The organism is Corynebacterium glaucum, assembly GCF_002287505.1.
In the GTDB taxonomy this organism is placed as follows: Bacteria; Actinomycetota; Actinomycetes; order Mycobacteriales; family Mycobacteriaceae; genus Corynebacterium; species Corynebacterium glaucum.
On record NZ_CP019688.1, the window covers coordinates 990,023 to 1,016,891 of the forward strand.

Genomic DNA, 26,869 nt, shown 5'->3' on the forward strand with positions numbered 1-26,869 from the left:
GGGTTGTGGCTACCCCCGATGATGGTGGTTAGCGGTGTGCAGCCCACATTGCGGCGTACCTTCCGCCCGCATTCTTCAGCTGCTCGTGGGTGCCGTCTTCCACGATACGACCGCTGTCAATGACCACGATGCGGTCCGCTCGCGCAGCCGTCGCTAAGCGGTGCGCGACAATGACTGAAGTGCGCCCGGCGGTGGCGGAATCGGCGGCGTTGAGCACCGCGGCCTCGGTCGCCGGGTCGAGGGTAGCCGTCGCCTCATCCAGCAACACCACATCCGGCTCCAGCATCTCCGCGCGCGCCAACGCGATGATCTGCCGCTGCCCGGAGCTCAAGCCCCGGCCCCGCCCGCCGACGCGCGCGTTGAACCCGCCGGGAATCGCGGCGATCACATCCAAGGCCCCTATGCGCGCCACCGAGGCCTCAATCTCGGCCTCGCTCGCCCCCGGCACCCCGTACGCAATGTTCTCAGCCACCGTGCCCTCGAACAGGTAGGACTCTTGCGGCACCTGCGCCAGCGCCCGGCGCCACTCGGTCAAAGGAAACTCAGCCACACTCGTCCCCGAGGCAGTCACCTCACCATCGGTCGGGTCGTAGAACCTCGCAAGTAGCTTGACGACGCTCGATTTACCCGCCCCGGTGGGACCCACCAGCGCAACCGTCTCGCCGGGCGCGAGGGGTAAGCGCATGTCCTCAATCACGTTCTCGGTGCGGGTGCCGTCTGTGCGGTAGGCGAAGCTGACGTCCTCAAGCGAAAGAGCTCCCTTGGCTGCCTGCCGTGCCTGCGGCTTCGTGCCTGTATCCGGGACTGTGGTGCGCTCTGCGAGCAGTTCCGTGATGCGCTCGAAGCTGACCTGGGCTTGCTGCCACGAGTCGAAGATCTGGCCGAGCTGCTGGATTGGGCCGTAGAGCTGGCCGAGGTACATGGTGAACGCGACGAGCACGCCGACCGAGAGGTCGCCGTTGGCGACGCGGCCCGCGCCGACGCCGATGACGGCGGCCGTCATGATCTGGCTGATCGCTTGCATGCCGGGGAAGTAGAGTCCCATCAGCGTCACGGTGCGCATGCGTAAGCGGCGGTAGGTGTCGGACATCTCGTCGAAGCGGGCCTCTGCCGGGGCTTCGGCGCGGTGCATCTGGGTGACGCGGATGCCGCCGATGAGTTCGGCGAACTCGCCGTTGACGATGGAGATCTGCTGGCGTGCTTCAGTGTAGAAGCGTTTGGAGAAGCGCCGGAAGATCGCGGTTGCGGCGATGATGACCGGCACCGCGATGAGCGCAACGAGGGTGAGCTGCGTGTCGGTGGCGACGAGCATCACGGTGACGCCGACGAGGCTGCCCGCGGCGACGATGGCTTGGGCGAGGCCGGTTTGGAGAAACGACGACAGCGTGTCGATGTCCGTGGTCATGCGCGTGATGATCTTGCCGCTGAGGCGCGATTCGAAGTAGCTCAGGCCCAGTTGCTGCAGGTGGGCGTAGCTGCGCAGGCGTAAGCCGTAGAGGAGGCGCTCGCCGGCGCGGGCGGACAGGACAGTCATCGTCGCTTCGGCCGCCCAGGCGATGAGCACCACTGCGAGCGCGATCGCGCCCACGGTGATAAGGGCGTCGGAGTTGCGCGGCTCGATGCCGCCGTCGATGGCGGCGCGAATCAGGGTGGGGAATGCGAGGTCGGCGACGACGCCGACGATGAGCAGCGCGACCGTGGCGGCGATGAGGCCGCGCACCGCCTTGAAGAGGCTGGACACCTGGAACTCGCTCGACGGGGTGCGCAGGCGTGTGAGTGTGGCTTCGGCGAGGTCGGGGCGCTCGGTGGCGTTGGGCAGGGCATCGACGCGGGCGAGGAGTTCCGGGGTGGCGCTGATCGGGGCGTTGTGGCCGCCGCCGCCGCCGCCACCGCCGCCACCGCCGCCACCGCCGCCACCGCCGCCACCGCCGCCACCGCCGCCGTGGCCCTGGGGTGCGAGGACGTGGTGGGTCTCAGAGGTTTCGATGGCGGGCCAGAGAGCCTCATGGGTGGGGGCCGGTTGCACACCTGAGCTGGTTCTGATGTGCGAGGTCGCGTCCGGGTCCATGAGGTCGGTGTACGCGGGCGTTTCGACGATGGTGTCGCGAGGCCCGTCCGCCATGACGCGGCCGGCGTCCATGACCACGACCCGGTCGGCGAGGTCGACCGTGGACTGGCGGTGCGCCACCGCGATCACGGTGACGCCGTCGAGATGGGAGCGGAGGTTTGCGAGGATGACGGCTTCGGTTTCAGCGTCGATGGCTGAGGTCGCGTCGTCGAGCACGAGTACCGGGGGTTGCGAGATGAGTGCGCGGGCAAGGGCGAGGCGTTGGCGCTGGCCGCCGGAAAGTGTCAGTCCTCGTTCGCCGACCTCGGTCGCGTAGCCGTCGGGCAGGCGGTCGATGAACTCGTCCGCGCAGGCGAGGCGCGCTGCTTCGCGCACGGCGGCATCGAGCGCGTCTCCGGTGAGCTCGGGGTCGGCGCCGAGCGCGATGTTGTCGAAGACGGAGGCGGAGAAGAGGAACGCCTCGTCGAAGACACACGTGATCTTGCTACGGATGCCGGTTGGTGTCAGTTCGGGGTAGGGGATGCGGTTGGACGAGGCGTCGATAAGCGAAATGCTCCCGCGATCCGGGCTGTAGAACCCTCCGGCGAGCTGGACTGCCATGGTTTTGCCTGCGCCGGGCGGGCCGACGATGGCGACGGATTCGCCGGGGACGATGCCGAGGCTGAAGTTGTTGAGGACCTGATGGCCGTCGGTGGTGAAGTCGACCGAGTCGAAGGCGATGCCGGCAGGGCCGGTGGGCGCTTCGGCGGTGGCGGGGGAGTGCTCGGGGGCGAGGTGCAGGACATCGTCGAGGCGATCGATGGAGCTCATGCCCATGTGAATGCGCACGTACTGGTTGGTGAGCATTGCGAGCTGAGACGTCATCGACGTGAGGTACGCGGTGAACGCGACGAACGCGCCGATGCTGATGCCGCCTTGGATGGCGGTGATGCCGCCGGCGACGATGGTGACAACGAGGGCGACTTTTGGCAGCTGCGCGAGGAGCGGCTGGAAGCGGGCGGTGAGTTTCGCGGTGCGCATTTTGACCGCGTAGAGGTCACGGCCGAGGCGGTCGAGGGTGTCGATCTCGCGCTGTTCCTGTCCGAAGGCTTTGACAACGCGGACACCGGAGACGGTTTCTTCAACGTGTTGGGTGAGATCCGCGGCCGTTTGCTGGTTGACCCAGGTGGCGGCGTAAAGGAAGCGGCGCGAGCGGTTGGCTTCGAAGAGGATGAGCGGCAGCAGCGCCAGCGACATCAACGTGAGCGGGATGTCCATGGCGAACATGACCGCGAGAGTGAGGCCGAGTTGAAGCGCGCGTGTGAACAGCATCGGCGCAGATCCAAGCACCATGTGGAACTGGTTGAGGTCTGTGATCGAGCGCGAGACGATTTGGCCGGCGACGATGGTGTCCTGCGCGGGGCCATCGAGGCGGTGGAGGGTGCGCAGCAGCTCGACGCGCAGCCAGTGCTGCGAATTGGATGCGAGACGGCCGGAGGTGAAGCGCCGGACAAAGTTGAACGCGTACGTGGCCAAAGCGACGGCAACCATGAGCCACACGATGTGGGTGACATCGCCTGCGGATTCGCCGGTGGCGATGTCGATCGCGCGGCCGGTGAGCGCAGGCATGGACGTTTGCAGGATGGCGCTTAAGCCCGCGGCTGCAAACGCGGCGACGGCGGGGCCCGCGTTGGCTCTCAGTGCACGGGAGAGCAGTGTGCGCGGACCCCGCCGGGTAGGCGGATTACTCGGTGTCGGTGTCGTTTTCTTTCGCCCTCGCCTCGCTGTTGGCCTTGCTGTTGGCAAAGATGCGGCGCATCTTGCTGCGTTCTTCCTCGTCGCTGTCAAAGGTGTCGGTGTCCATCGACTTTTCCTTCTCTGCGATCTCGCGCTCGAGCTCAGGGTCGAGGCCGGAGTTCTTCTCGGTGGTCATGATGCATCTCCTTCAGTCCGCTATTTCTCATCGCGACGGTTTGACTTGTCCTCGTTTGTACCAGCGGAGCGCTTGCCGAGGCCGAGTATTCCCCGACGCTTCGAGTTGCCTTCGGCGGTCTCGGTGTCGGTGTCGGTGTCGGTGTCGGTGTCGCTGTTGGCGGTGTCATCGGCGTCACCGGTGTCGCGGTTGAACACCTGCATGATCCAGGCAGCGAACTCGCGCGGGTTGGTGGAGAGCTTTGCCTCTACCTCTTGCTCCTCGGCAGATTCCTCTTCCTTGGTGGGCAGCGGCTCAATGAACCGGGCAGGTGCTGGCCCGAGGGTGTCGGCGGTGTTGGAGAGCACGATGTCTGCAAGCTTGCGGTTCGCCGCGGTGCCGGCGATTGCTCCGATGCCCAGTGGCAGCAGCTTGCCAAACCAGGCGCGGCGCAGACCCCGGCCCATGGAGCGCATGGCGAATCGCGTCAGGATGCTGTTCGCTTCTTGCAGCGTCGGGCCAGAAAACCTCGCCAGCATGCTGCGGGAGGGCGCGTCCGAGGCTTCGTCTCCAAGCAATGTTTCAACGATGGCCAAGCCCTGCGTGCCCATGAGTGTGGTGAGCACAATCGCGCGGCGCTGTTCAGAATCCTTGACGTCGATGCCGCGCAGGTACGCGGAGGCGACGGTGTAGAACGCGGCGAGGTCGAGAAACAGCACCGACTCGCCGGCGATTGCCATGGAGCCGGTGACAATGCCGACGCCTGGCACTGCGGCCGCGGCCCCCGCACCAGCGCCGGTTCCGGTGACGGTGTTACGGAAGTGCTTCGCCATGATCTGCTGGATCTCCTCGGGCGAAGCATCCGGGTTCTGGCGGCGGAGCCAGTTCACGTAAGCCCGGATCGTGCCAGTCTGCAGATGCACAGCAGTATCGACGGCACTGATGAACGCCCGGCCGATCATGCCCGCTTCTTCCTGCAAACGTGCAGGATCGGAAGACAAAACGTCTGTGATGATTTCCTGCGGCGTTTCCTCGCGGGTATCGAGTGCAGCGTGGTCGCTATTGGTGTCGCCTTTGGAGCGTCCAAACATGTGCAGATTTCTCCTTAGATGGGGTGGCATCAGTGTACGGGGCATCGCGAACTCCTCAGCGGATGCACAGTCCGCCCCATTGCAGCAGAGATTGAATTGTAATCTTTAGAGCTACGCTATAGGGCATGTCTGATGCCCCCCACCTCGAAGTGCCCACCACCGCGGGCACCGTCGGCGGCATCATCCATTCTCGCACCGGGGTCCGTACGTGGCGTGGTGTGCCGTACGGCGCAACGACGGCGGGGGAGCACCGCTTTCGCGTCCCGCGTCCGGCGGAACCGTGGCAGGGAGTGCGTGACGCATCCAGGTTCGCTCCGCCCGCGATGCAGGGCGTGTTCAGTTGGCGCGACGCCGTCTACGGCACGGAAGACTGCCTCACCTTGGACATTGTGCGCCCCGACACTGACGACGAACTTCCGGTGGTGGTGTACTTCCACGGCGGCACGTTTGTCACCGGCGCAAGCAATGAGAAGGTGCTTCGCGGGCACTTTCTGGCGCAGGCGACCGACATTGTTTACGTTTCGGTGAACTTCCGCCTCGGCGTACTGGGCTATCTCGATTTCCGCTCGATCGGCGACGACTGCGTGGCAAACCCTGCGATCTGGGATCAGATCCAGTCGCTCGAGTGGGTGCGCGACAACATCGCCAACTTCGGTGGTGATCCGAACCGGGTGACCATCATGGGTGAATCTGCTGGTGGCGCAGCGGTGACCCACCTCATGTGCGCCCCGGCCGCGCGCGGGTTATTCCACGGCGGCATCGCGCAATCGCCGCCGAGCGCGTCGGTGCACTCGCGCGTCCAGGCATCGATGTGGGTGCGCCAGCTTCTCGACGGTATGGGGATGTCTCGGCTTTCCACCCTGGAGGACCTGCGTGCCGCCGATGCAGAGGACCTCGTGCGCACGGGGCAGTCAATGCTGCTCAACGGCAAAGAGCTGGTGCAGTTCAACACAAGCTTCATGCCGACCGTGGATAGTGTGACGCTGCCGCAGCATCCGATCGACATCTTCGAGAACGGCGATCAGGCGCCGGTGCCGCTGATCATCGGCACCAACTCGGACGAAGCCAGCTTTGCCAAGACGATGTATCAAACCACAGGTCAGCGTCAGCGCGCCGCGCGCCGGGCACTGGACGTGTACGACCCCGACAATGCTCACCAAGTGCTCGAGGCATACGGCTATGTGGGTGGCCGCGCGGACTTCGCTGACCTGATCGCCGATGCGGTGTTCTGGGCGCCGTCGGTGATGCTGGCAACCTCTCACCGCCGCGTCGCGCCGACCTGGATGTACCGCTTTGAATATGCGTCTGCCACGATGCGCAAGCTCGGCCTTGGCGCGATGCACACCTCCGATTTGGTCGCAGTGTTCGGTGATCCGAACTCCACCCGCGCGTCCAAGATCGATCGGTTCGGGTCGAAGGAGGGCTTCGAGGAAGTCAGCCGGATAATGCAGTATCACTGGGGCTCTTTCTTCCACTCCGGCCAACCGGGAGAGGGTTGGCCAGCCTACGGGTTCCGCGACGAGGAGCGGCCTGGGCGAGCCACCGTCGTCTTCGACAGCGAGCCGTACGTGGAGCTGGACCCAAAGGCGGATCAGCGGCGCGCTTGGGAAGGATTCGACATGCGGGAGTGGGGCAACAATCGCGCCGATCTCATGGAGCCGCTTGCCGAGTTTTTCGGCTTTGACGTGCTGGAAACGTTGACAGGCGACCGAGTCGGCGATTAAGCGTTGAGCATTTTTCCAGTTGGCACACCTGTCGCTGGTTTCCTGGCTAGGCTAGTTCAAGCCTGACGTAAAGTTCGTGGGTAAGCTGAGGAAGGAAGGCAGGGCAGACAATCATGAGCTTCTTTGAGGACATCGCCGCCGCCCTGGACCGCGAGGGTATTGAATCGCGCGTGCATGACGAGACCATGTTCGTTCCGATCACGGCCGACGTGGAGATCCAGTTTGTTGAGATCGACCCGCATCTTCCCGCGGCCAACGTCTACGTCGCGGCGGCTGATGTCGATGAAGATGACGACGAGTTCGAGGCTGTTTTGGTCTCTGTGGTCTTTTCCGCAGAGGATGCGGTCCAGACCGTCGCTGACCACATGGCAACCGACCAGGTGCTCACCGTCCTGCGCGACCTCCTCGAGGGCACCGACGAGCGCATTGTTGATCTCGAGTTCTTCCAGGACAGCGTCAACCCGCAGATGGTGCGTGCCGAAATCGGCGAGAACGCGGAGCTGCAGGTGCTCGTGGAGGTTGTCGATGGCGTGCCGTGCGCGAAGGTCGAGTTCGTCGCTCTGTCTGACTCCTACGAGGACATGATGGATGAGGCGATCGGCGAGCTGTGGGAGTCCGACGGCGACGCCGAGCTGACCGACGAGGACCGTGTCCGCCTGTTCCAGGCCATCCACAACGAAGTGGTGGATGATTCCGAGGTGCTGGACCTTGGTCAGTTCACGGACTTTGACCGCCTCTTCGAGGTTCTCTCGCTCGCCGCGGATCAGGCGGAGGATTGGGAATCGCAACTCCTCCCGATCGATGACGACTTCGACGAGCCCGACGTCTACGACATCTTCGGTCGCGATGACGATGACGACGAAGACGAGGACGATTACGAGGACGATAGCGAGGATGACGACCCCGAAACCGTCACCGCCGCCGACCCCGACCCCGACGCCGACGCTGACGACGCACGCGGCGCTGGCAGCCGGGTGATCACGGATTCCGAAGAAGCAAGCGCCGACGGTGTTGACGGGCCAACAGGCATTGACCCGGACGACGCCATCGATAACGAAGACGAGGTTTAGTAGACGAGGTTTAACTGCGCTAAGCCCCAACAGGGCTACGCAGCAACAGGGCTACGCGGCGACGAGTCCCTCGAACATTGACGACGGCGACTCGATTGGATTGAACTGCCCGTCCACCAGCCACACATAGTTGGCGGCTCGTGTCGCCGGCAGTTCGTGAACGGCTTCAATCGCCTCATCCGGCACCAGTGCGCGCACCCACGCCTCGGCGACCCGGCGATCGACCGGAAGCCCTGATGGGTCGGTGATGCGCAGCTCAATCAGGTAGGCGGGCACCTGCGTTTGCCCGTATCCGCGGATCCGGGCGCGTGCCCGAGGTCCAACTCGCCGGCGCGTAACCGCGGCGGTGAGCTGTTCGCTTCCGCCGGTGCGGGGGAGCGTCTTCACCGGCGGGCGCCAGGTGGCTGAAGGGCGGGACAGCGAACGCGGGTGGTGCATGATCGCGTGGAGTGCGTCGACGGTTTCGGGGGAGCGGGTCAAAATGTCGTTGGCAAGAGCGGTGGGCGTGGTGATTGGAGTGGTTGCTGAAGTGTTGAACATGCTCTGCATGCTAGAACGCAGGTTCGACAAGGTGGCGCAAAATATAGAACACGTGTTCTAATACTGCTCGAATCGGACGTTCGCCCCAGTTGGGACTACTGTGAACTGCGATATGACAACTGCACCTGCGCTCGCCGCCAAACCCGAGATCCCCCGCGCGATCTGGGTTTTGGTGGCTGCGGCGTTCATCATTGCGCTGGGATACGGCCTTATCGCCCCGGTACTCCCGCAGTTCGCCTCCAGCTTCAACGTGTCCATGGCCGCTGCCGGCGCGGTCATTTCCGCGTTCGCACTTGCGCGACTGCTCGGTGCGCCGGGCGCGGGCATTCTCATCGACAAACTCGGCTCGCGCCCGGTCTATCTCACCGGCCTCTTCATCGTCGCGGTGGCCACCTTCTTCGTGGCGTTTGCTCAGGCCTATTGGCACATTTTGCTCCTGCGCTTCATCGCCGGGTTTGGCTCCACCATGTTCACCCTGTCGGCGCAGGCACTGATTGTGCGCGTTACGCATCCGTCGATACGCGGGCGTGCGAACGCCCTCTACGCCACATCCTTCCTGTTGGGCAACATCTTCGGCCCCATCATCGGCGCGGCGCTGTCCTTTCTGGGGTACCGCATCCCGTTTGCCGTCTACGGCATCGGCGTGGGGCTCGCGGCGTTTGTGGTGTGGCTGTTTACCCACAGCCGCCACAGCGGCAAGACACTGCCGCCGAACAAACCGCCAATGCAGCTCGCCGCCGCGTGGCGGCAGCCCACGTACAAGGCCTTGCTCGCGACGTCGTTTAGCAATGGGTTTGTAAACATGGGTACGCGAGTGGCCATCCTGCCGCTGTTCGCTGCCGCGATCTTTGAGCAAGGTGCCGCCGAGTCCGGGCTGGCGCTCACGGCGTTCGCCCTCGGCATGGCGATCATGCTGCAGTTCTCCGGCCGCCTGTCAGACCAGCACGGCCGCCGCCCGATGATTCTCATCGGGCTTATCGTCTGCGCCGCGGCGACCGGCGTGTTCGGCATGGCCACCAGCTTCTGGCCGCTAATGATCCTATCGATGATCGCGGGCGTCGGCTCCGGGCTGATGGCCCCGTCGACGCAGGCGGCGCTGGCGGACATCATCGGCAACGAACGCTCTGGCGGCAAAGTGCTTTCCACGTTCCAAATGACGCAGGACGCGGGCCAAATCCTCGCCCCGATCCTGGTGGGCTGGGTCGCCGAGGTCGCTGGCTTCGGCGCCGCCTTTGGTCTCTGCGGCGCGCTGCTCGGCATCTCGCTTGTCACCTTCGCCATCCTGGGCAAAGAGACCGCGACCAACTCGACCAAAGGAGCGAAATGACCCGCGTCATCTTTGACTGCGACCCCGGCATCGACGACACCTACGCCTTGATCTACCTCGCCGCCGCCAACCACGCGGGCGAGCTCGAGCTGGATTGCGTTACTACCACCGCCGGCAACGTCGAGGCGGAGCAGTGCGCGCAAAACGCCGCCTTCGTGCTGGCCCAATGCGGCCTGACCACGGTGCCGATCGCTGCCGGTGTGCCGGGTCCGCTCGAGGTCGAGCTGACCACCACGCCCGAAACCCACGGAGAGACGGGCCTGGGCTACATCACCGCGCCGCAGCGCCACGTCGATACCGACTGGGACCTGCTCTGGATCGACGCCATCGAGCGCGGCACGGAGGACCTCCACCTCATCGTCACCGGGCCCATGACCAACCTCGCCGCCTTCGCTCGCCTGCACCCGCAGCACTTCCACGCGCTGCGGCACATCACGGCCATGGGCGGGGCGGTGAACTATCCCGGCAACACCACGCCCACCGCGGAGTGGAACTTCTGGGTCGACCCGCACGCCGCCGCCGAGGTCTTTAACATCGCGCGCACCCCGATCACCCTTTGCCCGCTCAACGCCACGGAACAGATGTTGCTTGAACCGAGGCGGTTGCAAGGGGTCGTCGATAAGCTTGGGCAAGCTCCGATTGCCGCAAACCTTGCGGAAATCACCCGGTTCTACTTCGAGTTTCACCAGGAGGTAGGGGAGGGCTACCGCGCACAGATCCACGACTTGCTCACCGTGCTCATCGCACTGGACAAGGTCGAGAGCACAGTTTGCTTAACGACGCTCGACGTCGAGCCCACCTCCGCACTCCTGCGAGGCACCGTGGCCGCCGACTTGCGGGGGATGTGGGAGCGCGAACCCAACGCGCGCGTGGTTGAGCAGGCCGACGTGGCGGGGGCGTGGGCGGAGTTCGAGCGCGCCTGCGAGATCCACGCACAATTCGCCGCCGGCGATGCCGGGTTGGCGGCCGGCTACCACCGCAAGGCGGAGGACTAGGCTTCGCGCTGCTACACTGCCAGATCAGTACGCCCGCGCGACCGAGGTGACATAGGCGCGTGGGTGCGTTGCTGTCGTTCCGATTCATCGCTACGGAGTTTTCATGTCACACATTTCCACCCCTGCAGGCGCTGTTGGTACTGCCGGCGCCGAATGGACCCCGGCCCGCCGTGTGCTTGTGCTCACCGGCGCAGCGGTGATCGCCGCTACCTGGCTCTACGTGGTGCTCGCTCGTCCGACCGAGTGGGAGAACGTCACTGATTCGACCCAGGGCCTCATCACCTTGGCCGGTTACGGCATCGGCACCGTGCTGTTGCTTATTGCCACCATCCCGGTGCTGCCCGCGCGCACGCTGGGTCTGATCCCGATTGCGATGATTTTCAACTCACTCATCGGCCAGATTGTCGGATCGATCGGCCTACCGCTGTACCTGGACACTATCGGTACCGTCATTGTCGCGGCCCTCGCCGGACCCGTGGCCGGCATGACCACCGGCGCGTTGAACAACGTTGTGTGGGGCCTGCTCACCCCGGCGGCGCTGCCGTTCGCCGCGGGTGCGGCGCTGGTTGGGTACCTGTCCGGGCTGTTCATTCACAAGTTCCACGCGTTCAAAAATGTCGGCACCGTGATCCTCTACGGCTTGATCCTGGGTCTTATCGGTGGCGCTGTGGCAGCGCCGGTCGCCGCGTTTGTGTACGGCGGCACCGCCGGTGTGGGTACGGGTGCGCTGGTGAGCCTGTTCCGTGAGATGGGCCAGTCCTTGATCGCGTCTGTAACCACCCAGGCGTTCATCTCTGACCCGATTGACAAGGTCATCGTGATGCTCATCGGTTACTTCACCGTGAAGGCACTGCCCAACAAAACTGTCAACGCCTTCGCCCCGCGCGAAGGTTTGGGTTCGAAGGGCGCCATCGCCGCCACTGGTTAAGTCCTCGAACTGCTGCCAGTGGTCAACCCGCTCACCGCGCTCGCCGTCGCGGCCTCCGGCTGGATCCTCGTAATGGGGATCAACACACCGGTGGCCTCGGCGGCGATCATTGTTACCGCGCTGGTGATCGGCACCGCGAAGACCCGCAACGCCTCCCTCATCATCGCCGTCGCTGCGCTTGCGGTTCCGGTACTGCTGTCGATGATGCTCATCCACGCCCCATACGGCGAACAGCGGATCGCCCCGCTGATCACCGCCGACGGACTGCTTGTCGCCGGTGAACTGGGTCTCCGATTCATCGCGCTGATGTCCTGCGTCCTCTCCGCAGGCACGTTCATCCGCATCACCGAGCTGACCAAAGCTCTGCAAATTCTGCGCAGCGGAAACCGATTGAGCTACCTGGCTGGTTCAACGCTGCAGCTGTTTCCTCAAGGCGCGCAGCGCGTCAGCATCACCCGCGACGCGAACGCACTCAAGGCTCGCCCGATCACCGTCAAGACGGTGGTGCCCAACCTGGCTATGCCGGTGCTCACCGAGCTGCTCACCCAGGCCGCATCACGCGGCCGCGCGCTGGAAACCGCAGGCTACAACCTTGAGGGCCGCCGCACCGTGCTGCGTCCCGTGCACGACTCCAAGCTCCAGCGCGCGATCCGCTGGCTGCTCCCAATCATCTGCATTGCGGTGGTCATATGGATCTAACTCCGCTCATCGAAGCCCTCGAGCGCCACGACACCGTCGAGATCATCGGCAACTCTGGCTCCGGCCTGACCACCTTGGCCAACCAGATTCACGAGACCTGGCCCCACGCCGCCGTGGTCGGCCAAGACCCCATCGCCCACATCACCTTCCTGCGCGACACCGTCATCGAAGAGGTCGCCATCGGCCTCGAGCAACACGGCGTGCCCCGCGAAGAAATGCAGGCACGCTGCGAAGCCATCCTCGCCGCCGCCGGCCTTGCCGAGCTCGCCGAGCACAACCCCACCAAACTCTCCGGCGGCCAAACCCGCCGCCTCGCCATCGCCGCCGTCGCCATCCTCGAGCCCGAAATCCTCGTACTCGACGACCCCTTCGCCGGTCTCGACCCGAACTCCGCCGCCCGCATCGCCACGCTCCTCAGGTCGCTTCCCTCCAAGCTGGTCCTGCTTGGCACCCGCCCCCGTATGGCAGGGGAGCAGTTCACGCTTATCGACGCCTCGTTGCAACCCCATACCCAACCCCCAACCGCACCGGTCTTGCCCGCTAAAGTCACGCCGCCGGTTCTTCCCGCGCTCGACCTCGGGGAGGTGGCCGCGACCCGCGGCGGTAAGAAGCGGAAGTGGTGGCAATTCCGCGGCGCGGAAGAACCGGTCTTCACCGCAGGCCCGATCCACCTAGTCGCGCGTCCCGGTGAGGTGGTGTGGCTCCGCGGTGCGAACGGCGCCGGCAAGACAACCCTGCTTCGCGCGCTCGCTGGCCTCGACGGCAATCCGGGCCTAGAGAAGACCCACGGCATCACCGTGTCGCTTGCGCTCCAACGTGCAGCCGACCAACTTGCGGAATCAACGGTGCGCGCCTTCGTCGATTCAGACGAAGCACTAGCGCGTCTCGCAGAACCGGCCGGCTCGCTTCCCGGCATCGCCTTTGATCCGGACTCCCACCCGATCGATCTGCCGGCCGCGCATTTGCGCCTCGTGCAGCTCGCCCAGGTCTTCGCCCAAGGCCGCCAGCTCGTACTCCTCGATGAGCCCAACGTCGGCCTCGACGCCCCCGGCCGCGAGCGTGCCCACGCCCTCATCGCCGACGCACTCGCAAACGGCCAGGCGATCATCATGACCTGCCACGACGAGACCTTCGCCGCGGAAGTGGGGGAGTTCGGGTCCGTTACCGCTCGGAAGCTACTGGCGCAGTCGTATCCGTAGCGAACAGCCTGTCGTGCACCGCGACCGAGACGTCCTTTATCTTGTTCGCGTAGTTGTCTCTCTGGGTAGTTTGTGCGCCTTTCACCCCATCGTTTGATGTGAGTTCTGCGATCGGCGCGTGGACATCTTGAGCAGTAGCAGGCATGGAGTGCATGTGTGGAACATGCCCGAGAAGGTACTCCGAGTCTTGCTGGCTCAGTGCTTGTCCGATTCGTAGAGCTTCATCACCGAATTTGTCACGGAATCGTTCAAAGGCGCCTACAAGCTGCTCTTGACCGTTTGCTTTTTTCTTGACGTACTCAAGTGTCGTGTAGCCCAGGTAGTTCAGCTGACTTCCTCCGTGACCCGGCAGCCGGAGATTTCGAGCTTTCTTCTCGTAACTCGGGCTGAATCTCCGCCACGCTTCGATGTTGCCTTCCGCCATTTCGGAGTACTCCGTTACCCAGGCATCGAACCATCGGGCAAGATTTCCAAAAGCGTGGTAGCTGAAAAGGTCAGTCGCAGTGGGTGTCACAAAAGCATCGCAACCCAGCAGCACCGTCCTGTTGAACGGTCCAAGGCTTGGGCCGACATCAAACATGATGATGTCGTACCGGTCTTTGTCCTCCATCGCAGTAACGAGTTGTCCCGCCCAGTGCACGCGCCGAAAGGCAGCAGTTTCTCGACTTAAGGCCATCTGCCAAGCCGCGGACATGACGTCTTCGATCTGAGAGAGAGACGTGTGCCCCGCAAGTACATCAATGTTGAAACGTTCTGAACGATAGATCGGAAGATTGTCGTCGATCTCAGGCTCGCCCTCACGCAGCGGAATAAAGAGACCGTAAACGGATTTGGAAAGAGATTCGCGCAGCGCCACCTCGGGATCGGTGCCGCCATCGTAGATCTCGCGGGTCTGTGCTTCACTAAGCAGCAGTTGTGTGGCATTGCACTGTGGATCGCAGTCTACAAAGAGAACCCGATAACCGCGTTTAGCAAAGTTATACGCAACGTTGGTAGATAGGGTGGTCTTGCCTACCCCGCCCTTGTTATTGAAGAAGCTCAGAGTCTTCATTCTGGACATAATTCCTCCCGTGAACTGCGGCCCGAAAAATATTACCGGACTAAAAGTCTCTATACCCTTTCAAGCCGCGGTGCAGGTCGAATACGTGGCGGATCCCGCCCGGTAAGTACGTTCCTCTTACAGGGCACTGGTTGTACTAAACCGCGCGGAGGAGCAACCACCCGTCGTGAAGCAAAAGCTCCTTAGTCTGTCAGCCCAGTGCTCTCGATGACCTCGCGCAGGGTGGAAGCGGACTTGTCAAACTTTGCGAACTCGTCCTCGGAGAGGCGCAGCTCGACAACGTTGCGCACGCCGTTGCGGTTGAGGACGGTCGGGGTGCCGATGTAGATGTCCTCGCGCGCGTACTCGCCCTGGAGCAGCGCGGAGATCGGCAGAGCGACATCCTCGTTGCGCAGGATCGCCTTGGTGATGCGGGCGAGTGCGGAGCCGATGCCGAAGGAGGTGTTGCCCTTGCGCTTGATGATGTCGTAGGCGGCGTCGCGGGTCTTCACGAACATCTCGTCGATTTCGTCGTAGATGCCCGGGTTGGTCTCGGCCTCCTTCTCCAGCATCGCGTGCAGCGGGACACCGGCGACGGTGCCGGTGGAGATGACCGGAAGCTCGGAGTCGCCGTGCTCGCCGATGATGTAGTTGTGCACCGCCGACGGCGCGAGGTCGAAGCGCTTGCCCAGGTTGTGGCGCCAGCGCGCGGTATCCAGCACGGTGCCGGAGCCGATGACCTGGCTCGACGGCAGACCGGTCTGCTTCCAGGTGACGTAGGTGAGCACGTCGACCGGGTTGGTTGCGACGAGGTAGATGCCGTTGAAGCCGTTGGCCATGACCTCGTTGTTGATGGACTCGAAAATCTTCACGTTGCGTGCCACCAGGTCGAGGCGGGTCTCACCCTCGCGCTGCGCAACACCAGCGCAGTTGACCACCATTGCGGCGTCGCGGCAGTCTTCGTAGGTGCCAACGGTGACATCGATGTTGTGGCCGGAGTACGGCACGGAGTGGGAGAGGTCCTCAGCCTGCGCCCAGGTGAGCTCCTCGTTCAGGTCGATGATCGCCAGGTGATCGGTCAGGCCCTGGTTCAGCAGAGCGTACGCGTACGCGATGCCGACAGCACCTGCGCCGATGAGGACGACCTTGGTGCCGGGGGTGACTGGGAGGTTGTTCGGATTTGCGTCGATGCCTGGCATGGCGAGATCCCTTCTGCGTTTTTCAATAGCGCTCGATGGCTTCTGACACCACCCATTGTCCCACTTTGGTCATACCTTCGCCGGGTAGCCGGGTGGTTCGTGATCGAGGTTACTTGCGGTCGTAGGGGGAGTGGGCTGAAGCAATTGCTTGAGGACGCCCTGACGCGTAGTAGAGCACCGTCATCACGGTCAAGAATCCGACACCGACAGCCAACGCGAGGTGGTAGCGCGGTTGCCAGACCATGATGCCGAAGGTGAAGAGGATGAATGCGATAGCGAAGTACTGCCCGTAGGGCCAGAAGGGTACGGGAAAACGCAGGGCCTGTACCTCGTTGGGGGTCATGTGGCGGCGGGAGGCGACGTGTGCGAGCAGGATCATTAGCCAGACGAAGACTGTAGCGAAGGTGGCCAAGGCTGCGATGGTCTCAAAGACGTTTGGGAAGATCGCGTTGAGCACGACCCCAACGATGAGCACGACGAGCAAACTGATCGTGGTCATCACCGGGATGTCGCGGACGGTCTTGGCCATCGCCTTCGGTGCGAGGCCCTCCTTGGCCAGACCAGTGAGCACTCGCCCGGTACCGAAGAGGTCAGCGTTGATCGCGGAAAGCGCTGCCGTGATGACGACGACGTTGAGGAGCCCCGCCGCCCAGCTCACGCCGAGCGTGCTGAAGATCTGGACGAAGGGGCTCTCTTCGCCGTCGATGGTGGGCCACGGGTTGAGCATGAGGATGATGAGGATGGCCAGCACGTAGAAGATGAGGATTCGTGCAGGCACGGTGTTCACTGCACGGGGGATTGAGCTGTCCGGGTCGTCGGCTTCCGTGCCGGCAACGCCAATGATCTCGGTGCCGCCGAATGCGAATAGTACGAGGATGAACGACGCGATCATCCCCTCGAAGCCATTGGGGAAGAAGCCGCCGTGGCTCCACAGGTTGCTGATGCCCGTCAACTCGGGGTTCTCGCCGAGGTTGAACGCCAGGATTGCTGCGCCGCCGACAATCATGCCGACAACGGCTGCGACCTTGATCAGGGTGAAGGCGAACTCGAGTTCACCGAACCACCGCACCGATGCGAGGTTGGCTGCGCCAATGATGAGCAGTGTCACGGAGATCCAGACCCACGCCGGCGTGGTGGGAAACCAGAACTTCATGTAGATGCCAATGGCGGTGAGGTCAGCGAGACACACAATCATCATTTCGAAGGCGAACATCCAGCCTGTGATGTAGCCGCCCAGACCCCCGAGGTGCTCGCGGCAGTACACCGCAAATGAGCCCCGCACGGGGTGGCGCACCGACATCTCGCCCAGGGCGCGGAGCATGAAGTACACGACCGCGCCGCCGAACAGGTACACCAGCAAAACGGACGGGCCAGCTGCTTGAATCGCCCCGGCGGACCCGTAGAACAGACCGGTACCAATCGCCGACCCCAGCGCGATGAAGTGAATATGTCGGTGGGACAGCCCCCGCCGTTGTGGGTGGGCGGCCGATTCAGCGGCCGACACTGCAGAACCTTCGGGCGGGGGAGTGGTCATTGCTTCCAAACCTTTGCTCTTTTACCTGTCCATCGATGTGAACCGCTTCGAGGATATCCCCCGTGACTCGGCCGTGAAAACAGTGTGGGGACTAGTGGAGCCACAACCTCCCGCGGGATATCAAGCGGTGCTCGTACACAGCGCCTGACCTACGCGGCAAATTGGTGCGCTCGGTTGGGGTTGGTGGGGGCGTTGGACGGGCCGTCGATAAGCGAAAAGCTCCTTTTAACAGGTTGGAGGGATGTTCACGTAGGGTTGGTGGGCAATGAACATTTCCGAAAACGCCACCGGCGGCGAGAACGAGCCGGACGTGAACATGTCGGAAAATCAGGAAACCCCGCAGGATGTCGTGGCCGAATCGGCCGCAGGTGAGGACACCAGGGATGCGGGAGATGCTGATGAGACCGGCGCTGCGGAGAAATTAGAAACCGCGGCCACCGAAACTGAAACTGAAGCAGCAGCTGAACCTGAGGCTGTGTACCCGTTCGCCGAGCTGGGCCTGCCCGAGCGCGTGGTGGACGCGGTGAAGCAAGTGGGCTTTGAGAAGCCGTCGCCGATTCAGGCACAGACGATTCCGCACCTGATGGAAGGCCGCGACGTGGTTGGCCTTGCGCAGACGGGTACGGGTAAGACGGCGGCGTTTGCGTTGCCGGTGCTCTCGCAAATCGACACCGGTGCGCGCCACCCGCAGGCGCTTGTGCTGGCGCCGACTCGTGAGCTGGCGCTGCAGGTGTCTGATTCTTTCCAGTCGTTTGCAGACCACCTGGGCGGGGTGTCGATCCTGCCGATCTACGGTGGCCAGGCGTACGGGATTCAGCTTTCTGGCCTGCGCCGCGGCGCGCAGGTGATCGTGGGTACGCCGGGCCGCGTGATCGACCACCTGGAGAAGGGCTCGCTGGACATTTCCAACCTGCGCTTCCTGGTGCTGGACGAGGCCGACGAGATGCTGAACATGGGCTTCCAGGAAGACGTGGAGCGCATCCTCGAGGACACGCCTGATGAGAAGCAGGTGGCGCTGTTCTCGGCGACGATGCCGAACGCGATCCGCCGCATCTCGCGCGACTACCTCAACGACCCGGTTGAGGTGACGGTGAAGAGCGAGACCCGCACCAACACCAACATCACGCAGCGTTACCTGTACACGGCGCACCGCAACAAGCTGGACGCGATCACGCGCATCCTTGAAGTCACCGACTTCGAGGCAATGATCGTGTTTGTGCGCACCAAGCACGAGACAGAAGAGGTTGCGGAGCAGCTGCGCGACCGCGGGTTCTCTGCCGCCGCGATCAACGGCGATATTCCGCAGGCGCAGCGTGAGCGCACAGTGGATCAGCTTCGCGACGGCCGGTTGGACATCTTGGTAGCTACCGACGTCGCCGCGCGTGGTTTGGATGTGGAGCGCATCAGCCACGTGCTGAACTACGACATTCCGAACGACACCGAGTCTTATGTGCACCGCATTGGCCGTACTGGTCGTGCTGGTCGTACTGGTGAGGCGATTCTGTTTGTCACCCCGCGTGAGCGTCGCATGCTGCGCTCTATTGAGCGCGTGACCAACGCGAAGATCGAAGAGATGGATCTGCCGACCGTCGATGAGGTCAACGAGGCGCGCAAGGGCAAGTTCATGGACTCGATTACGGGTTCACTTGAGGCGTCCCAGCTGGACGTGTTCAAGCAGATGGTGCGCGATTACTCTGCGGCCAACAACGTGGCGATGGACGACATCGCAGCCGCGCTGGCGATCCAGGCGCAGTCCGGCGACGAGTTCTTCATGAAGGAGCCGCCGAAAGACAAGCGCGATCGACGCGACCGTGAGCGCGGCGGGCGTGGGCGTGACCGCTTCGACCGCGAAGACCGTGGCGGGCGCAGACGTGACCGTGATGATCGCGGCGGACGCGGGCGTTTCGAGCACAGCGACAACGAGAACTTTGACACCTACCGCCTTGACGTGGGCAAGCGCCAGCACGTGCGCCCGGGTGCCATTGTCGGTGCGATTGCCAACGAGGGTGGTTTGAGCGCGAAGGACTTCGGTCGCATCACCATCGGCAGCGACTTCACGCTGGTAGAGCTGCCGAAGGGCTTGGACAAGGGCGTGCTGAATCGCCTCGAAGACACCCGCATTTCCGGTCAGCTGATCAACATTCAGCGCGACCACGGTGCGCCGCCGCGCGATCGGGGCGGACGTGGACGCGGTGATCGTGGCGGGTTCCGCGGCGGACGCGACCGCGACGATCGTGGTGGCCGCGGCGGCTACAACCGCGACCGTGATCGTGACCGTGATCGCGGCGGCCGAGGCGGGGACCGCGGCGGCCGTGGTGGCCGCTGGGACCGCGACTAAATCGCCTAGCCCTCGGCTTGTAGACCTCAGCCGGGGGTTGTAGACCTCAAAATGTAGACCTCAGCGGCGGCTCGGTCACAACCGTCTCATGAGCCACAGCTGAACTGGGGTTTTCTGAGACGATTTTCTTGAGGGCTACATTTCGGCCCGCTGCTTAGCCAGGTAGCTCGGGTTCACTTGACGCGGGTACCGAAACTCGTGGGTGCGAAAACACAAACGCTCCCTTCCAACGCTTAGTGCGTAGGAGGGGAGCGTTTCTTGCGCCTGCTAGCCGATTCCGCGGGGCCGAATTTCCGCGGGGCGGAATCGCGGGGCGCTACTGGGTAGCGGTAGTAGCTGCGGTGGTGGCGACGGTCTCAGACGCGGTGGTCGCCGAAGTGGTCGAATCTGAAGATGCGCCTGCATCCGGGCTCGGCAGGAACATCAGGATCAGGGTGAGGAACCACATCAGGTTGAAAATGCCCGCGCCGGCAGCGGCCTTCGCCTTGGACTTCTCGAAGTTGCCGGTCCTGTCAGCCGGGTCGGCGTCGGCCGGATCGAGCGCGCCGAGGGAGCCCATCATCTTGCGCTGCTGCGGGATGACCATGAAGAACAGGATCGCCCAGGCGATCACGGACAGGATGATTGCGGTGTGCAGCCAGTAGTTGCTGCTGTAGAGGTCCCAGTCAAACGCCATGACCACGCCGCCGAGCAGCGGCACGAGCGCGGAGAGCATGCCGTAGGTCTTGGTGATGCGGTGCAGCACCGATGCGCGACCGGTGGCCTCCTCGCCGCCGACGCGGGACTTATCCGCCTCGGCCGGGAACATCGAAGTGGCAACAACGACCGGGCCGAGCAGGACAATCGCCGCCGCGACGTGGAGGAAGATGAAGATTGTGTTCATGTGACATCACTGTACGTGACATGTGTGTGAACCTCAGAGTTCACGCGCCGAGACCAGCCCCCGCGCGCCTGAGCAGGACCGGCGCATGACTCGGTAGTCGTCGCGCGTGAGTGGCAGTCCGTATTTCTCCGCCACCGCGCCGAGTCTGCGCGAATAGGCACAGTGTGCCCGCCAGGCCGGAGGCATCCACTCGGCGGGAAGCATGTCGGACTTCGCCTGATTCGCCTTCGATGAGGTCACAATTAGGTTCAGCGGATCGTTGGCAAACGCCACTCGCTTTTCTTGGTTCCACGAGTGCGCGCCCATGTCCCATGCGGCGCTGAGCGGGTAGAGGTGGTCCAGCTCAACATCGGTGGGCAGCAGCGGATCGCCGGTATAGGGATCCGAGATCGGGGCGGCGTCCCAGTGTGCGTAGGGCATATCGCACTGGGCGCTCCAGGCGTCGGCCAACGCGAGTTCGCGCGAGGTGCATTGCGTACCAGCGACTGACACCCACGTGCCAAAATGCGCCTCCCGGTCGTAGCCGGTCACGGTGAAGCGAGTGGGTTGCAAGGGGGCGTCGATAAGCAAAAGCCCCAAGGGGAATGGGGCGATGGCAACTGTGGCGACCGTGAGCACCGCGAGGTAGAGGCGGAACCAATCCATGCAGATTTGACTCCGAAAGCGAGGTGCGGGTTCCGTCGTTGAGCTATGACTTTGCGGCCTGCTTCATCGACTGCTCGAACGTCGCCTCCGGGTGTGCCATGGCGTAGTCGGTGACGGCTACAGCGCGGTCAAACTCGGCCTCGACCCCCGGCTTCGGCTTCGTCATCAGCGAGACCGCCACCATCGCGATGGTGGCCAGGATGAAGCCCGGCACGAGCTCGTAGATGATGTCGCCGTAGAAGGTGCCCCAGATAAAGACGGTCACGGCTCCGACGATCATGCCGGTGATGGCACCGGGGGCGGTGAGGCGCCGCCAGTAAAGTGCGGCAAGTACCACCGGGCCGAAGGCCGCACCGAACCCTGCCCACGCGAAGCCGACCAGGCCCAGGATGGTGTCAGACGGGTTGAAGGCCATGAGCATGGCCACCACCGCAACGACCACGACCATGGTGCGCGAGAGCACCAGCAGGGTGGTCTGGCTCGGGGTCTTGTTGAAGATGCGGTAGAGGTCCTCAATCAGCGCCGTCGAGGTGATCAGCAGCTGCGACGACATAGTGGACATGATCGCGGCCAGCACGGCGGTGAGGATGATGCCGGCGATCAGCGGGTGGAACAGCAGGCGCGACAGGTCGAGGAAGATGGTTTCAAAGCCGGTTTGGTCGGTCACGCTCGCCTGCGTGGTGCCGAAGTACACGGTGGACACCAGCGCGGTAAAGATCCCGCCAAGGTAGCAAATCGCCACCCAGATCATTCCGGTGCGGCGGCCAGCTTTCGCCTCGGCGGGGGAGCGCAGCGCCATGAAACGGGTGACAATGTGAGGCTGACCGAAGTAGCCCAGACCCCACGCCAGGTTGCCGATGATGGTGGCCACCGACACCCCAGCGACCATGTTGAAGTAGGACGGGTTGCCCTCCGGCCACGGTCCGTACGGGTTCGAGGTGGCGTAGGAGAACAGCGAGCCGGGGTCGTCGACCGCGAAGAGCGCCATCACGGGCACGATGATCAGCGCGAGGAACATCAGCGCACCTTGCACCACGTCGGTATAGGACACAGCGAGGAACCCGCCGATGAAGGTGTAGAGCACTGTGATCGAGCCGACGATGAGCATGCCGGTCAGGTAGTCGCCGCCGAAGGTGGATTCGTAGTAGCGCCCGCCGGAGACCATGCCGGAGGAGACGTAGAAGGTGAAGAAGAAGATGATGATCACCGCGGCTGCTACGCGCAGCACACGCGAGGTGTCGTGGGTGCGGTTTTCAAAGAAGCTCGGCAGCGTAATCGAGTCGTTGGCCACCTCGGTGTACGCGCGCAGGCGCGGGGCGACCAATTTCCAGTTCGCCCAGGTGCCGATGAACAGGCCGACAACAATCCACAGCTCGCTCATGCCGGAGACGAACAGCGCGCCGGGCAGACCCATCAGCAGCCAGCCGGACATGTCCGAGGCGCCGGCAGACAACCCGGCCACCATGGGGTGCAGGCCGCGGTCGGCCAACACGTAATCGTCGTACTTCTTCGTTTGCAACCAGGAGTAGAACCCGATTGCGACCATGACGCCGAAGTACAGCACAATGGCCAGCACGAGCCAAAAGTTCTCGGACATCTTTTCCTCCTTCTACTTGCTTCTACTTGCGCAGATATCCATCTGGCCACACTGTAAACTACGCGCTGGCTGTGAACGTGCGTTTGGACTTTGAACACGATCATGTCGGGGGTGGGTGGTATAAGGAGGGGTATGCATAATTACCTGCTGCACGGCCTCTGGTTGCCAGAGTCCGGCCTCAACCTGTGGGTTGAGCAGGTCGAAGGCCACCGGATTCTCACATTGGAGAAGGTTCCGGAGGGGACCTTTCCACCGGTCGTCCATTCGCTTATCGACGGCTCACGTTTCCGCCACCGCAGCCGCATCACGCTCCAGACTCCGAAAGGGAAATCGGTGCAACTCACCGCGCCCACGGCGGCGCTCGCACCGGACGAAACAGTGCAATTCCTTTCGTCGCTCGCGTCCATCGACGCGCCCATCCCGGCGGCGACCCAGGAGCAGCGCGACGCGATCGCGCCGGATTTGAAGTGGCTGCTGCGGATGTTCCAAGGCCTTGGCCGGTTCGTTAAGGCGGGACGTGTGACCATTCACGTGCCGATGCGGGACCACCAGTGGTACGCGCAGTGGCAGCTGGGCACCGGGGTAGAAGAGCGCGGCTGGCTCGCTGAAATGACCGCCGCCGCGCCCGGCGTGCTCGTGGCCAACAACCCGGGCTTGAGCGAGGACATGGCCAAGACGCTGGTTCACTGGATCACCTCCTATCGCCTCCGAAACGCCGGCGCGGCCGATACCTCGCGGCCCTACGGGCGCCACGACTTCATCAACTCGCTGGTCAACGGAGAACCGCTGCGCCGCGGCAACGCCTCGCTGTCGCGCCGGGTGGCGGATTGGAACGGCTCCATCACCGCGGTGAACCTGCAACTGGTCTTTATCGCCGACGAGCCCGCCGACCCCGAAGCGTCGGCTGACCAGGATGGCAGCGACGCCCCGGTCGACGAAGACGCGGCGATCTGGCCCGTGCGCGTCAACGTCCGCTCCGGTTCCGACGCCCCGCGCCCGGTGCGCCAGCACGACTACGACGGCCAGACGGCGCAGAAGCTGCGCGAGGAGCTGTTCCGCGCCATCAACGCGACTTCGCTTGCCGACCCCTCGCGACACCCGCGCCCAAGCTCCGTGCCCCGCCCGTTCGATGAAGGTGACTGGGACCTGTACCTCACCACCGAAGAGATCGTGCGCTTCGCCGACACCGAGGCTGCCCGCCTGCGCAGCGCCGGTTTCGCGGTGATGCTGCCGCGCGCCTGGTCGCACGCCGAAACCACCGCGAAGCTGGCCGTCGCCGAGCACTCCAACCCGTACGACTCCTCGACCGTCACGCACCTCGGTTTCGGCACGCTACTGGAGTACAACTGGCGCCTCTCCGTCGGCGACATCGAGCTCACCGACGCCGAGATGGAGCAGTTGGTCAACTCCAAGACGGGCCTGGTCAAGCTACGCGACGAGTGGGTGCTCGCCGACACCACGCAGCTCGCCCGCACGCGCAAATACATGCAGAAACTCCAGGAGAAGTCGCTGGAGACAGCCAAGCGCGACGTTGAGGCGGCCGAATCGCGCGCCGCGCTCGCCGAAGCCGCCGGCAGCGATGACGCCCCAGTGCTCGCAGCCAAGGCCAAGGAGTTGCGCGAGGCATATGAGCAATTGCTTGACGACGAACTGGCGGGCGCCGCAGGTGTTACCGGCGCCGTCACGGCAGACGAGCTGCGCCAGCTTGCCCTGGAATCTGAAACGACCGATGCCGCCCCCATCGAGTTCACGGGTTCCACGTGGTTCACCTCGCTGGTCGGCGGCACCGACCGGCCGGCCCCGGAACGTGTGGACATTCCGAACACGGTGCAGGCGGATCTGCGCGAGTACCAGCGCCGCGGCGTGGACTGGCTGTTTTTCATGTCCCGCAACAACCTCGGCGCGGTGCTCGCCGATGACATGGGCCTGGGCAAGACGCTGCAGCTGCTCACCCTGCTGGCCGTCGAGGCGGAGCAGGGTGTGCGCACCGGCCCGACTTTGGTGGTTGCGCCGACCTCGGTGGTGGGTAACTGGGCGCGCGAGGCCGGCCGGTTCACCCCGGGTATGCAGGTCGTCGTGCACCACGGCCCAGGCCGCCTGCACGGGTTCGAGCTCATGCAGTCCTGCGAGGAGGCGGATCTGGTGGTCACGTCCTACGGCATCATCAACCGCGACCATAAAGACTTAGCCCACGTGCGCTGGGACCATGTGGTGCTGGATGAGGCGCAGGCGATTAAGAACGTTGGTACGCAGTCGTCGAAAAGCGTGCGAGCCTTGCCGGCCCGCCACCGCATTGCGCTGACCGGCACCCCGATTGAGAACAAGCTGTCTGAGCTGCGCAGCCTGCTGGACTTTGTGAACCCGGGGATGCTGGGCACGCAGGCGTTTTTCCGCAACCACTTTGCCAAGGCGATTGAGCGCGGCGGCCAGGATGCGTTGGCGGTGGAGATGAGTGAGCGCCTGCAGCGTCTCACCTCGCCATTTATTCTGCGCAGGTTGAAGTCGGATCCGGCGATTATCGACGATTTGCCGGACAAGGCCGAGCACGTCGTCGCCGTCGACATGACGCCGGAGCAGGCGGCGCTCTACACCGCGCTGGTGAAGGAGACCGAGGGCGAGCTGGAGCGCCGCCAAGGCATGGCGCGCAAGGGGCTGATTTTGGCGATGATCACGCGCATCAAGCAGGTGTGCAACCACCCCGCGCACTTTCTCGGCGATGCGTCGCCGGTGACCGTCAACGGCGTGCACCGTTCCGGCAAGGTGGAAAAGCTCGTAGAGATCCTCGACCAGGCGATTGCGACGGAGCGCCGCGTGCTCATCTTCACGCAGTACAAGGCGTTCGGCGACATTTTGCAGCCGTACCTGAGCCAACGCTACGGCGAGCAGATCCCGTTCCTGCACGGCGGGGTGGGCAAATCCGCGCGCGATGCGATGGTGGAGCGCTTCCAGCGTGACGACGGCCCGCCCGCGATGCTGCTCAGCCTCAAAGCCGGGGGCACCGGGTTGAACCTCACCGCGGCATCGATCGTGGTGCATATGGACCGCTGGTGGAACCCGGCGGTGGAAAATCAGGCAACGGATCGCGCGTTCCGCATCGGCCAGGACAAAGACGTCACGGTGTACAAGATGATCACCCGCGGCACGATGGAGGAGCGCATTCAGGATGTGCTCGACGGCAAGATGCACCTTGCCGGCACCGTTGTCGGCGAGGGCGAAGGGTGGATCACCGAGCTGGACAAGGAAGATCTCGCGCGTTTGATCAGTTACAGGGGGCAGGATGAGTAGCCAGCGACCAAAACGCCCCAGCGAAGACAACGTCATCTACGCCAACTTCGGCGCGCGCAAGCGCGTGGCCACCGCCGCAGAGACCGGCGGGCCGCAGACGGTGCCGCCGACGGTGAGCAAGTCCCAGGCCGCGATGCGGGTGCTCAACGCCGCGGTGCGCCGCACCGATATCGGCCGCGCCAAGCGGGGCCACCAGTATGCGCAGCAGCGCCACGTCACCGACTTGCGGGTGCGCCCCGGCGGGATGGAAGCCTCGGTGGTGGGCAGCCAGAACGAGCCGTTCTACACCGGGTTCACCCTGCCCATGCGCACGCCGCAGGAACTGCGCCGCGCGATGAGCGAGATGGCGCGCAGCGCCAGCGCCAGCAAGCGGGCCCGGGCCGGCGAATTCCCCGACTCCGTGCTCGATGTGCTGCTCGCGGCCACGCCGGAAGAGTTCAAGTTCTTCTGCGACTGCCCGGACAGCGCCGACGTGTGCAAGCACGCCGTGGCGCTCGCGGAGGAGGCGGCCAAGCAGATCGACGCCGACCCGGGCACCGTGTTCGCGATCCGGAGCCTGTCCATGGCGGTGTTCGAGGACTCTGTGCGCGACTCGGCGCACACCACCGCGCAGGAAAACGCGAGCGCGGGTTCGGAGTACTTCTGGTCCGGGCGCGAACTGCCGGCGCTGCCCACGCCGAAGATCGCCCCGATGATCGATGATTCAGACTCGGACCTGCTGCGCCACGCGATGGAAACCGTGTCGTTCACCAACATCGACCTCTTACACGCCGTCTCCGACATCGAAGACCTCTACGACATGCTGGTCGAGGAATAG

Annotated in this window: 20 protein-coding genes; 10 read left to right on the forward strand and 10 right to left on the reverse strand. The window is 64.0% G+C overall.

Annotation, left to right across the window (positions count from 1 at the left end):
• Positions 1–28 precede the first annotated feature (28 nt).
• From CGLAU_RS04940 to CGLAU_RS04950, 3 genes are read right to left on the reverse strand one after another with little or no spacing between them, the layout of a single operon-like run.
• Positions 29–3,763 carry an ABC transporter ATP-binding protein gene (locus CGLAU_RS04940; protein ID WP_269768559.1) on the reverse strand — a complete coding sequence of 1,245 codons (3,735 nt, stop codon included), beginning with the start codon at positions 3,761–3,763 and terminating at the stop codon, positions 29–31.
• 28 nt (positions 3,764–3,791) lie between these two features.
• Positions 3,792–3,980 carry a hypothetical protein gene (locus tag CGLAU_RS04945; RefSeq protein ID WP_095659727.1) on the reverse strand — a complete coding sequence of 63 codons (189 nt, stop codon included), beginning with the start codon at positions 3,978–3,980 and terminating at the stop codon, positions 3,792–3,794.
• Positions 3,981–4,000: 20 nt separating this feature from the next.
• Positions 4,001–5,050, reverse strand: a complete 1,050-nt coding sequence (locus CGLAU_RS04950) for a hypothetical protein (protein ID WP_232507208.1) — start codon at positions 5,048–5,050, stop codon at positions 4,001–4,003.
• Between the two features lie 125 nt (positions 5,051–5,175).
• On the opposite strand from CGLAU_RS04950, the gene CGLAU_RS04955 reads away from it, so the two are divergent.
• On the forward strand, positions 5,176–6,774 hold the full coding sequence (locus tag CGLAU_RS04955; RefSeq protein ID WP_095659728.1) for a carboxylesterase/lipase family protein: 1,599 nt from the start codon (positions 5,176–5,178) through the stop codon (positions 6,772–6,774).
• A 113-nt stretch (positions 6,775–6,887) separates the two neighbouring features.
• On the forward strand, positions 6,888–7,844 hold the full coding sequence (locus CGLAU_RS04960) for a DNA primase (RefSeq protein ID WP_095659729.1): 957 nt from the start codon (positions 6,888–6,890) through the stop codon (positions 7,842–7,844).
• A 51-nt stretch (positions 7,845–7,895) separates the two neighbouring features.
• On the opposite strand, the gene CGLAU_RS04965 is transcribed toward CGLAU_RS04960, so the two are convergent.
• Positions 7,896–8,384, reverse strand: coding sequence for a hypothetical protein (locus tag CGLAU_RS04965; RefSeq protein ID WP_095659730.1), 489 nt, complete (start codon positions 8,382–8,384; stop codon positions 7,896–7,898).
• 112 nt (positions 8,385–8,496) lie between these two features.
• Here CGLAU_RS04965 and CGLAU_RS04970 point away from each other — a divergent pair, with 112 nt between their 5' ends.
• The 5 genes from CGLAU_RS04970 to CGLAU_RS04990 all read left to right on the forward strand — a co-directional run bounded on the left by CGLAU_RS04970 (position 8,497) and on the right by CGLAU_RS04990 (position 13,532).
• Positions 8,497–9,711, forward strand: coding sequence for an MFS transporter (locus CGLAU_RS04970; protein WP_095659731.1), 1,215 nt, complete (start codon positions 8,497–8,499; stop codon positions 9,709–9,711).
• Positions 9,708–10,706 (forward strand): nucleoside hydrolase, encoded by a 999-nt coding sequence (locus CGLAU_RS04975; RefSeq protein ID WP_095659732.1) that lies wholly within the window; start codon positions 9,708–9,710, stop codon positions 10,704–10,706. The genes CGLAU_RS04970 and CGLAU_RS04975 overlap by 4 nt, the downstream gene beginning before the upstream one ends.
• Before the next feature lie 103 nt (positions 10,707–10,809).
• Positions 10,810–11,634: an ECF transporter S component gene (locus tag CGLAU_RS04980; RefSeq protein WP_232507209.1), complete on the forward strand. Its 825-nt coding sequence runs from the start codon at positions 10,810–10,812 to the stop codon at positions 11,632–11,634.
• An 18-nt stretch (positions 11,635–11,652) separates the two neighbouring features.
• Positions 11,653–12,333: an energy-coupling factor transporter transmembrane component T family protein gene (locus CGLAU_RS04985; protein WP_232507210.1), complete on the forward strand. Its 681-nt coding sequence runs from the start codon at positions 11,653–11,655 to the stop codon at positions 12,331–12,333.
• Positions 12,324–13,532 (forward strand): ATP-binding cassette domain-containing protein, encoded by a 1,209-nt coding sequence (locus CGLAU_RS04990; protein WP_095659733.1) that lies wholly within the window; start codon positions 12,324–12,326, stop codon positions 13,530–13,532. Before CGLAU_RS04985 ends, CGLAU_RS04990 begins: the two co-directional genes overlap by 10 nt.
• On the opposite strand, the gene CGLAU_RS04995 is transcribed toward CGLAU_RS04990, so the two are convergent.
• From CGLAU_RS04995 to CGLAU_RS05005, 3 genes are all read right to left on the reverse strand, one after another.
• Positions 13,495–14,583: a ParA family protein gene (locus tag CGLAU_RS04995; protein ID WP_095659734.1), complete on the reverse strand. Its 1,089-nt coding sequence runs from the start codon at positions 14,581–14,583 to the stop codon at positions 13,495–13,497. The genes CGLAU_RS04990 and CGLAU_RS04995 overlap by 38 nt on opposite strands.
• A gap of 191 nt (positions 14,584–14,774) precedes the next feature.
• A complete protein-coding gene (locus CGLAU_RS05000) occupies positions 14,775–15,770 on the reverse strand; it encodes an L-lactate dehydrogenase (protein ID WP_095659735.1) in 996 nt (331 codons plus the stop codon).
• Between the two features lie 109 nt (positions 15,771–15,879).
• Positions 15,880–17,304, reverse strand: coding sequence for an amino acid permease (locus CGLAU_RS05005; protein ID WP_095659736.1), 1,425 nt, complete (start codon positions 17,302–17,304; stop codon positions 15,880–15,882).
• Between the two features lie 265 nt (positions 17,305–17,569).
• Here CGLAU_RS05005 and CGLAU_RS05010 point away from each other — a divergent pair, with 265 nt between their 5' ends.
• Positions 17,570–19,642, forward strand: coding sequence for a DEAD/DEAH box helicase (locus tag CGLAU_RS05010; RefSeq protein ID WP_095659737.1), 2,073 nt, complete (start codon positions 17,570–17,572; stop codon positions 19,640–19,642).
• A 316-nt stretch (positions 19,643–19,958) separates the two neighbouring features.
• Here the strand turns inward: CGLAU_RS05010 and CGLAU_RS05015 are convergent, their stop codons facing one another.
• From CGLAU_RS05015 to putP, 3 genes are read right to left on the reverse strand one after another with little or no spacing between them, the layout of a single operon-like run.
• Positions 19,959–20,525, reverse strand: a complete 567-nt coding sequence (locus CGLAU_RS05015) for a DUF2269 domain-containing protein (RefSeq protein ID WP_232507211.1) — start codon at positions 20,523–20,525, stop codon at positions 19,959–19,961.
• A 33-nt stretch (positions 20,526–20,558) separates the two neighbouring features.
• The gene (locus CGLAU_RS05020) at positions 20,559–21,170 is read right to left on the reverse strand and encodes an HNH endonuclease family protein (protein WP_095659738.1); all 612 of its coding nucleotides are present in this window, start codon (positions 21,168–21,170) and stop codon (positions 20,559–20,561) included.
• A gap of 43 nt (positions 21,171–21,213) precedes the next feature.
• The gene (gene putP / locus CGLAU_RS05025) at positions 21,214–22,767 is read right to left on the reverse strand and encodes a sodium/proline symporter PutP (RefSeq protein WP_095659739.1); all 1,554 of its coding nucleotides are present in this window, start codon (positions 22,765–22,767) and stop codon (positions 21,214–21,216) included.
• A 132-nt stretch (positions 22,768–22,899) separates the two neighbouring features.
• Here putP and CGLAU_RS05030 point away from each other — a divergent pair, with 132 nt between their 5' ends.
• Positions 22,900–26,052 (forward strand): DEAD/DEAH box helicase, encoded by a 3,153-nt coding sequence (locus CGLAU_RS05030; protein WP_095659740.1) that lies wholly within the window; start codon positions 22,900–22,902, stop codon positions 26,050–26,052.
• Positions 26,045–26,869, forward strand: coding sequence for an SWIM zinc finger family protein (locus CGLAU_RS05035; RefSeq protein ID WP_095659741.1), 825 nt, complete (start codon positions 26,045–26,047; stop codon positions 26,867–26,869). Before CGLAU_RS05030 ends, CGLAU_RS05035 begins: the two co-directional genes overlap by 8 nt.

Coding starts and splice junctions, on each gene's coding strand:
- CGLAU_RS04945 (WP_095659727.1), bottom strand. CDS start 3,980: ATGACCACCGAGAAGAACTCCGGCCTCGACCCTGAGCTCGAGCGCGAG.
- CGLAU_RS04950 (WP_232507208.1), bottom strand. CDS start 5,050: ATGTTTGGACGCTCCAAAGGCGACACCAATAGCGACCACGCTGCACTC.
- CGLAU_RS04955 (WP_095659728.1), top strand. CDS start 5,176: ATGTCTGATGCCCCCCACCTCGAAGTGCCCACCACCGCGGGCACCGTC.
- CGLAU_RS04960 (WP_095659729.1), top strand. CDS start 6,888: ATGAGCTTCTTTGAGGACATCGCCGCCGCCCTGGACCGCGAGGGTATT.
- CGLAU_RS04965 (WP_095659730.1), bottom strand. CDS start 8,384: ATGTTCAACACTTCAGCAACCACTCCAATCACCACGCCCACCGCTCTT.
- CGLAU_RS04970 (WP_095659731.1), top strand. CDS start 8,497: ATGACAACTGCACCTGCGCTCGCCGCCAAACCCGAGATCCCCCGCGCG.
- CGLAU_RS04975 (WP_095659732.1), top strand. CDS start 9,708: ATGACCCGCGTCATCTTTGACTGCGACCCCGGCATCGACGACACCTAC.
- CGLAU_RS04980 (WP_232507209.1), top strand. CDS start 10,810: ATGTCACACATTTCCACCCCTGCAGGCGCTGTTGGTACTGCCGGCGCC.
- CGLAU_RS04990 (WP_095659733.1), top strand. CDS start 12,324: ATGGATCTAACTCCGCTCATCGAAGCCCTCGAGCGCCACGACACCGTC.
- CGLAU_RS04995 (WP_095659734.1), bottom strand. CDS start 14,583: ATGAAGACTCTGAGCTTCTTCAATAACAAGGGCGGGGTAGGCAAGACC.
- CGLAU_RS05000 (WP_095659735.1), bottom strand. CDS start 15,770: ATGCCAGGCATCGACGCAAATCCGAACAACCTCCCAGTCACCCCCGGC.
- CGLAU_RS05005 (WP_095659736.1), bottom strand. CDS start 17,304: ATGACCACTCCCCCGCCCGAAGGTTCTGCAGTGTCGGCCGCTGAATCG.
- CGLAU_RS05010 (WP_095659737.1), top strand. CDS start 17,570: ATGAACATTTCCGAAAACGCCACCGGCGGCGAGAACGAGCCGGACGTG.
- CGLAU_RS05015 (WP_232507211.1), bottom strand. CDS start 20,525: ATGAACACAATCTTCATCTTCCTCCACGTCGCGGCGGCGATTGTCCTG.
- CGLAU_RS05020 (WP_095659738.1), bottom strand. CDS start 21,170: ATGGATTGGTTCCGCCTCTACCTCGCGGTGCTCACGGTCGCCACAGTT.
- putP (WP_095659739.1), bottom strand. CDS start 22,767: ATGTCCGAGAACTTTTGGCTCGTGCTGGCCATTGTGCTGTACTTCGGC.
- CGLAU_RS05030 (WP_095659740.1), top strand. CDS start 22,900: ATGCATAATTACCTGCTGCACGGCCTCTGGTTGCCAGAGTCCGGCCTC.
- CGLAU_RS05035 (WP_095659741.1), top strand. CDS start 26,045: ATGAGTAGCCAGCGACCAAAACGCCCCAGCGAAGACAACGTCATCTAC.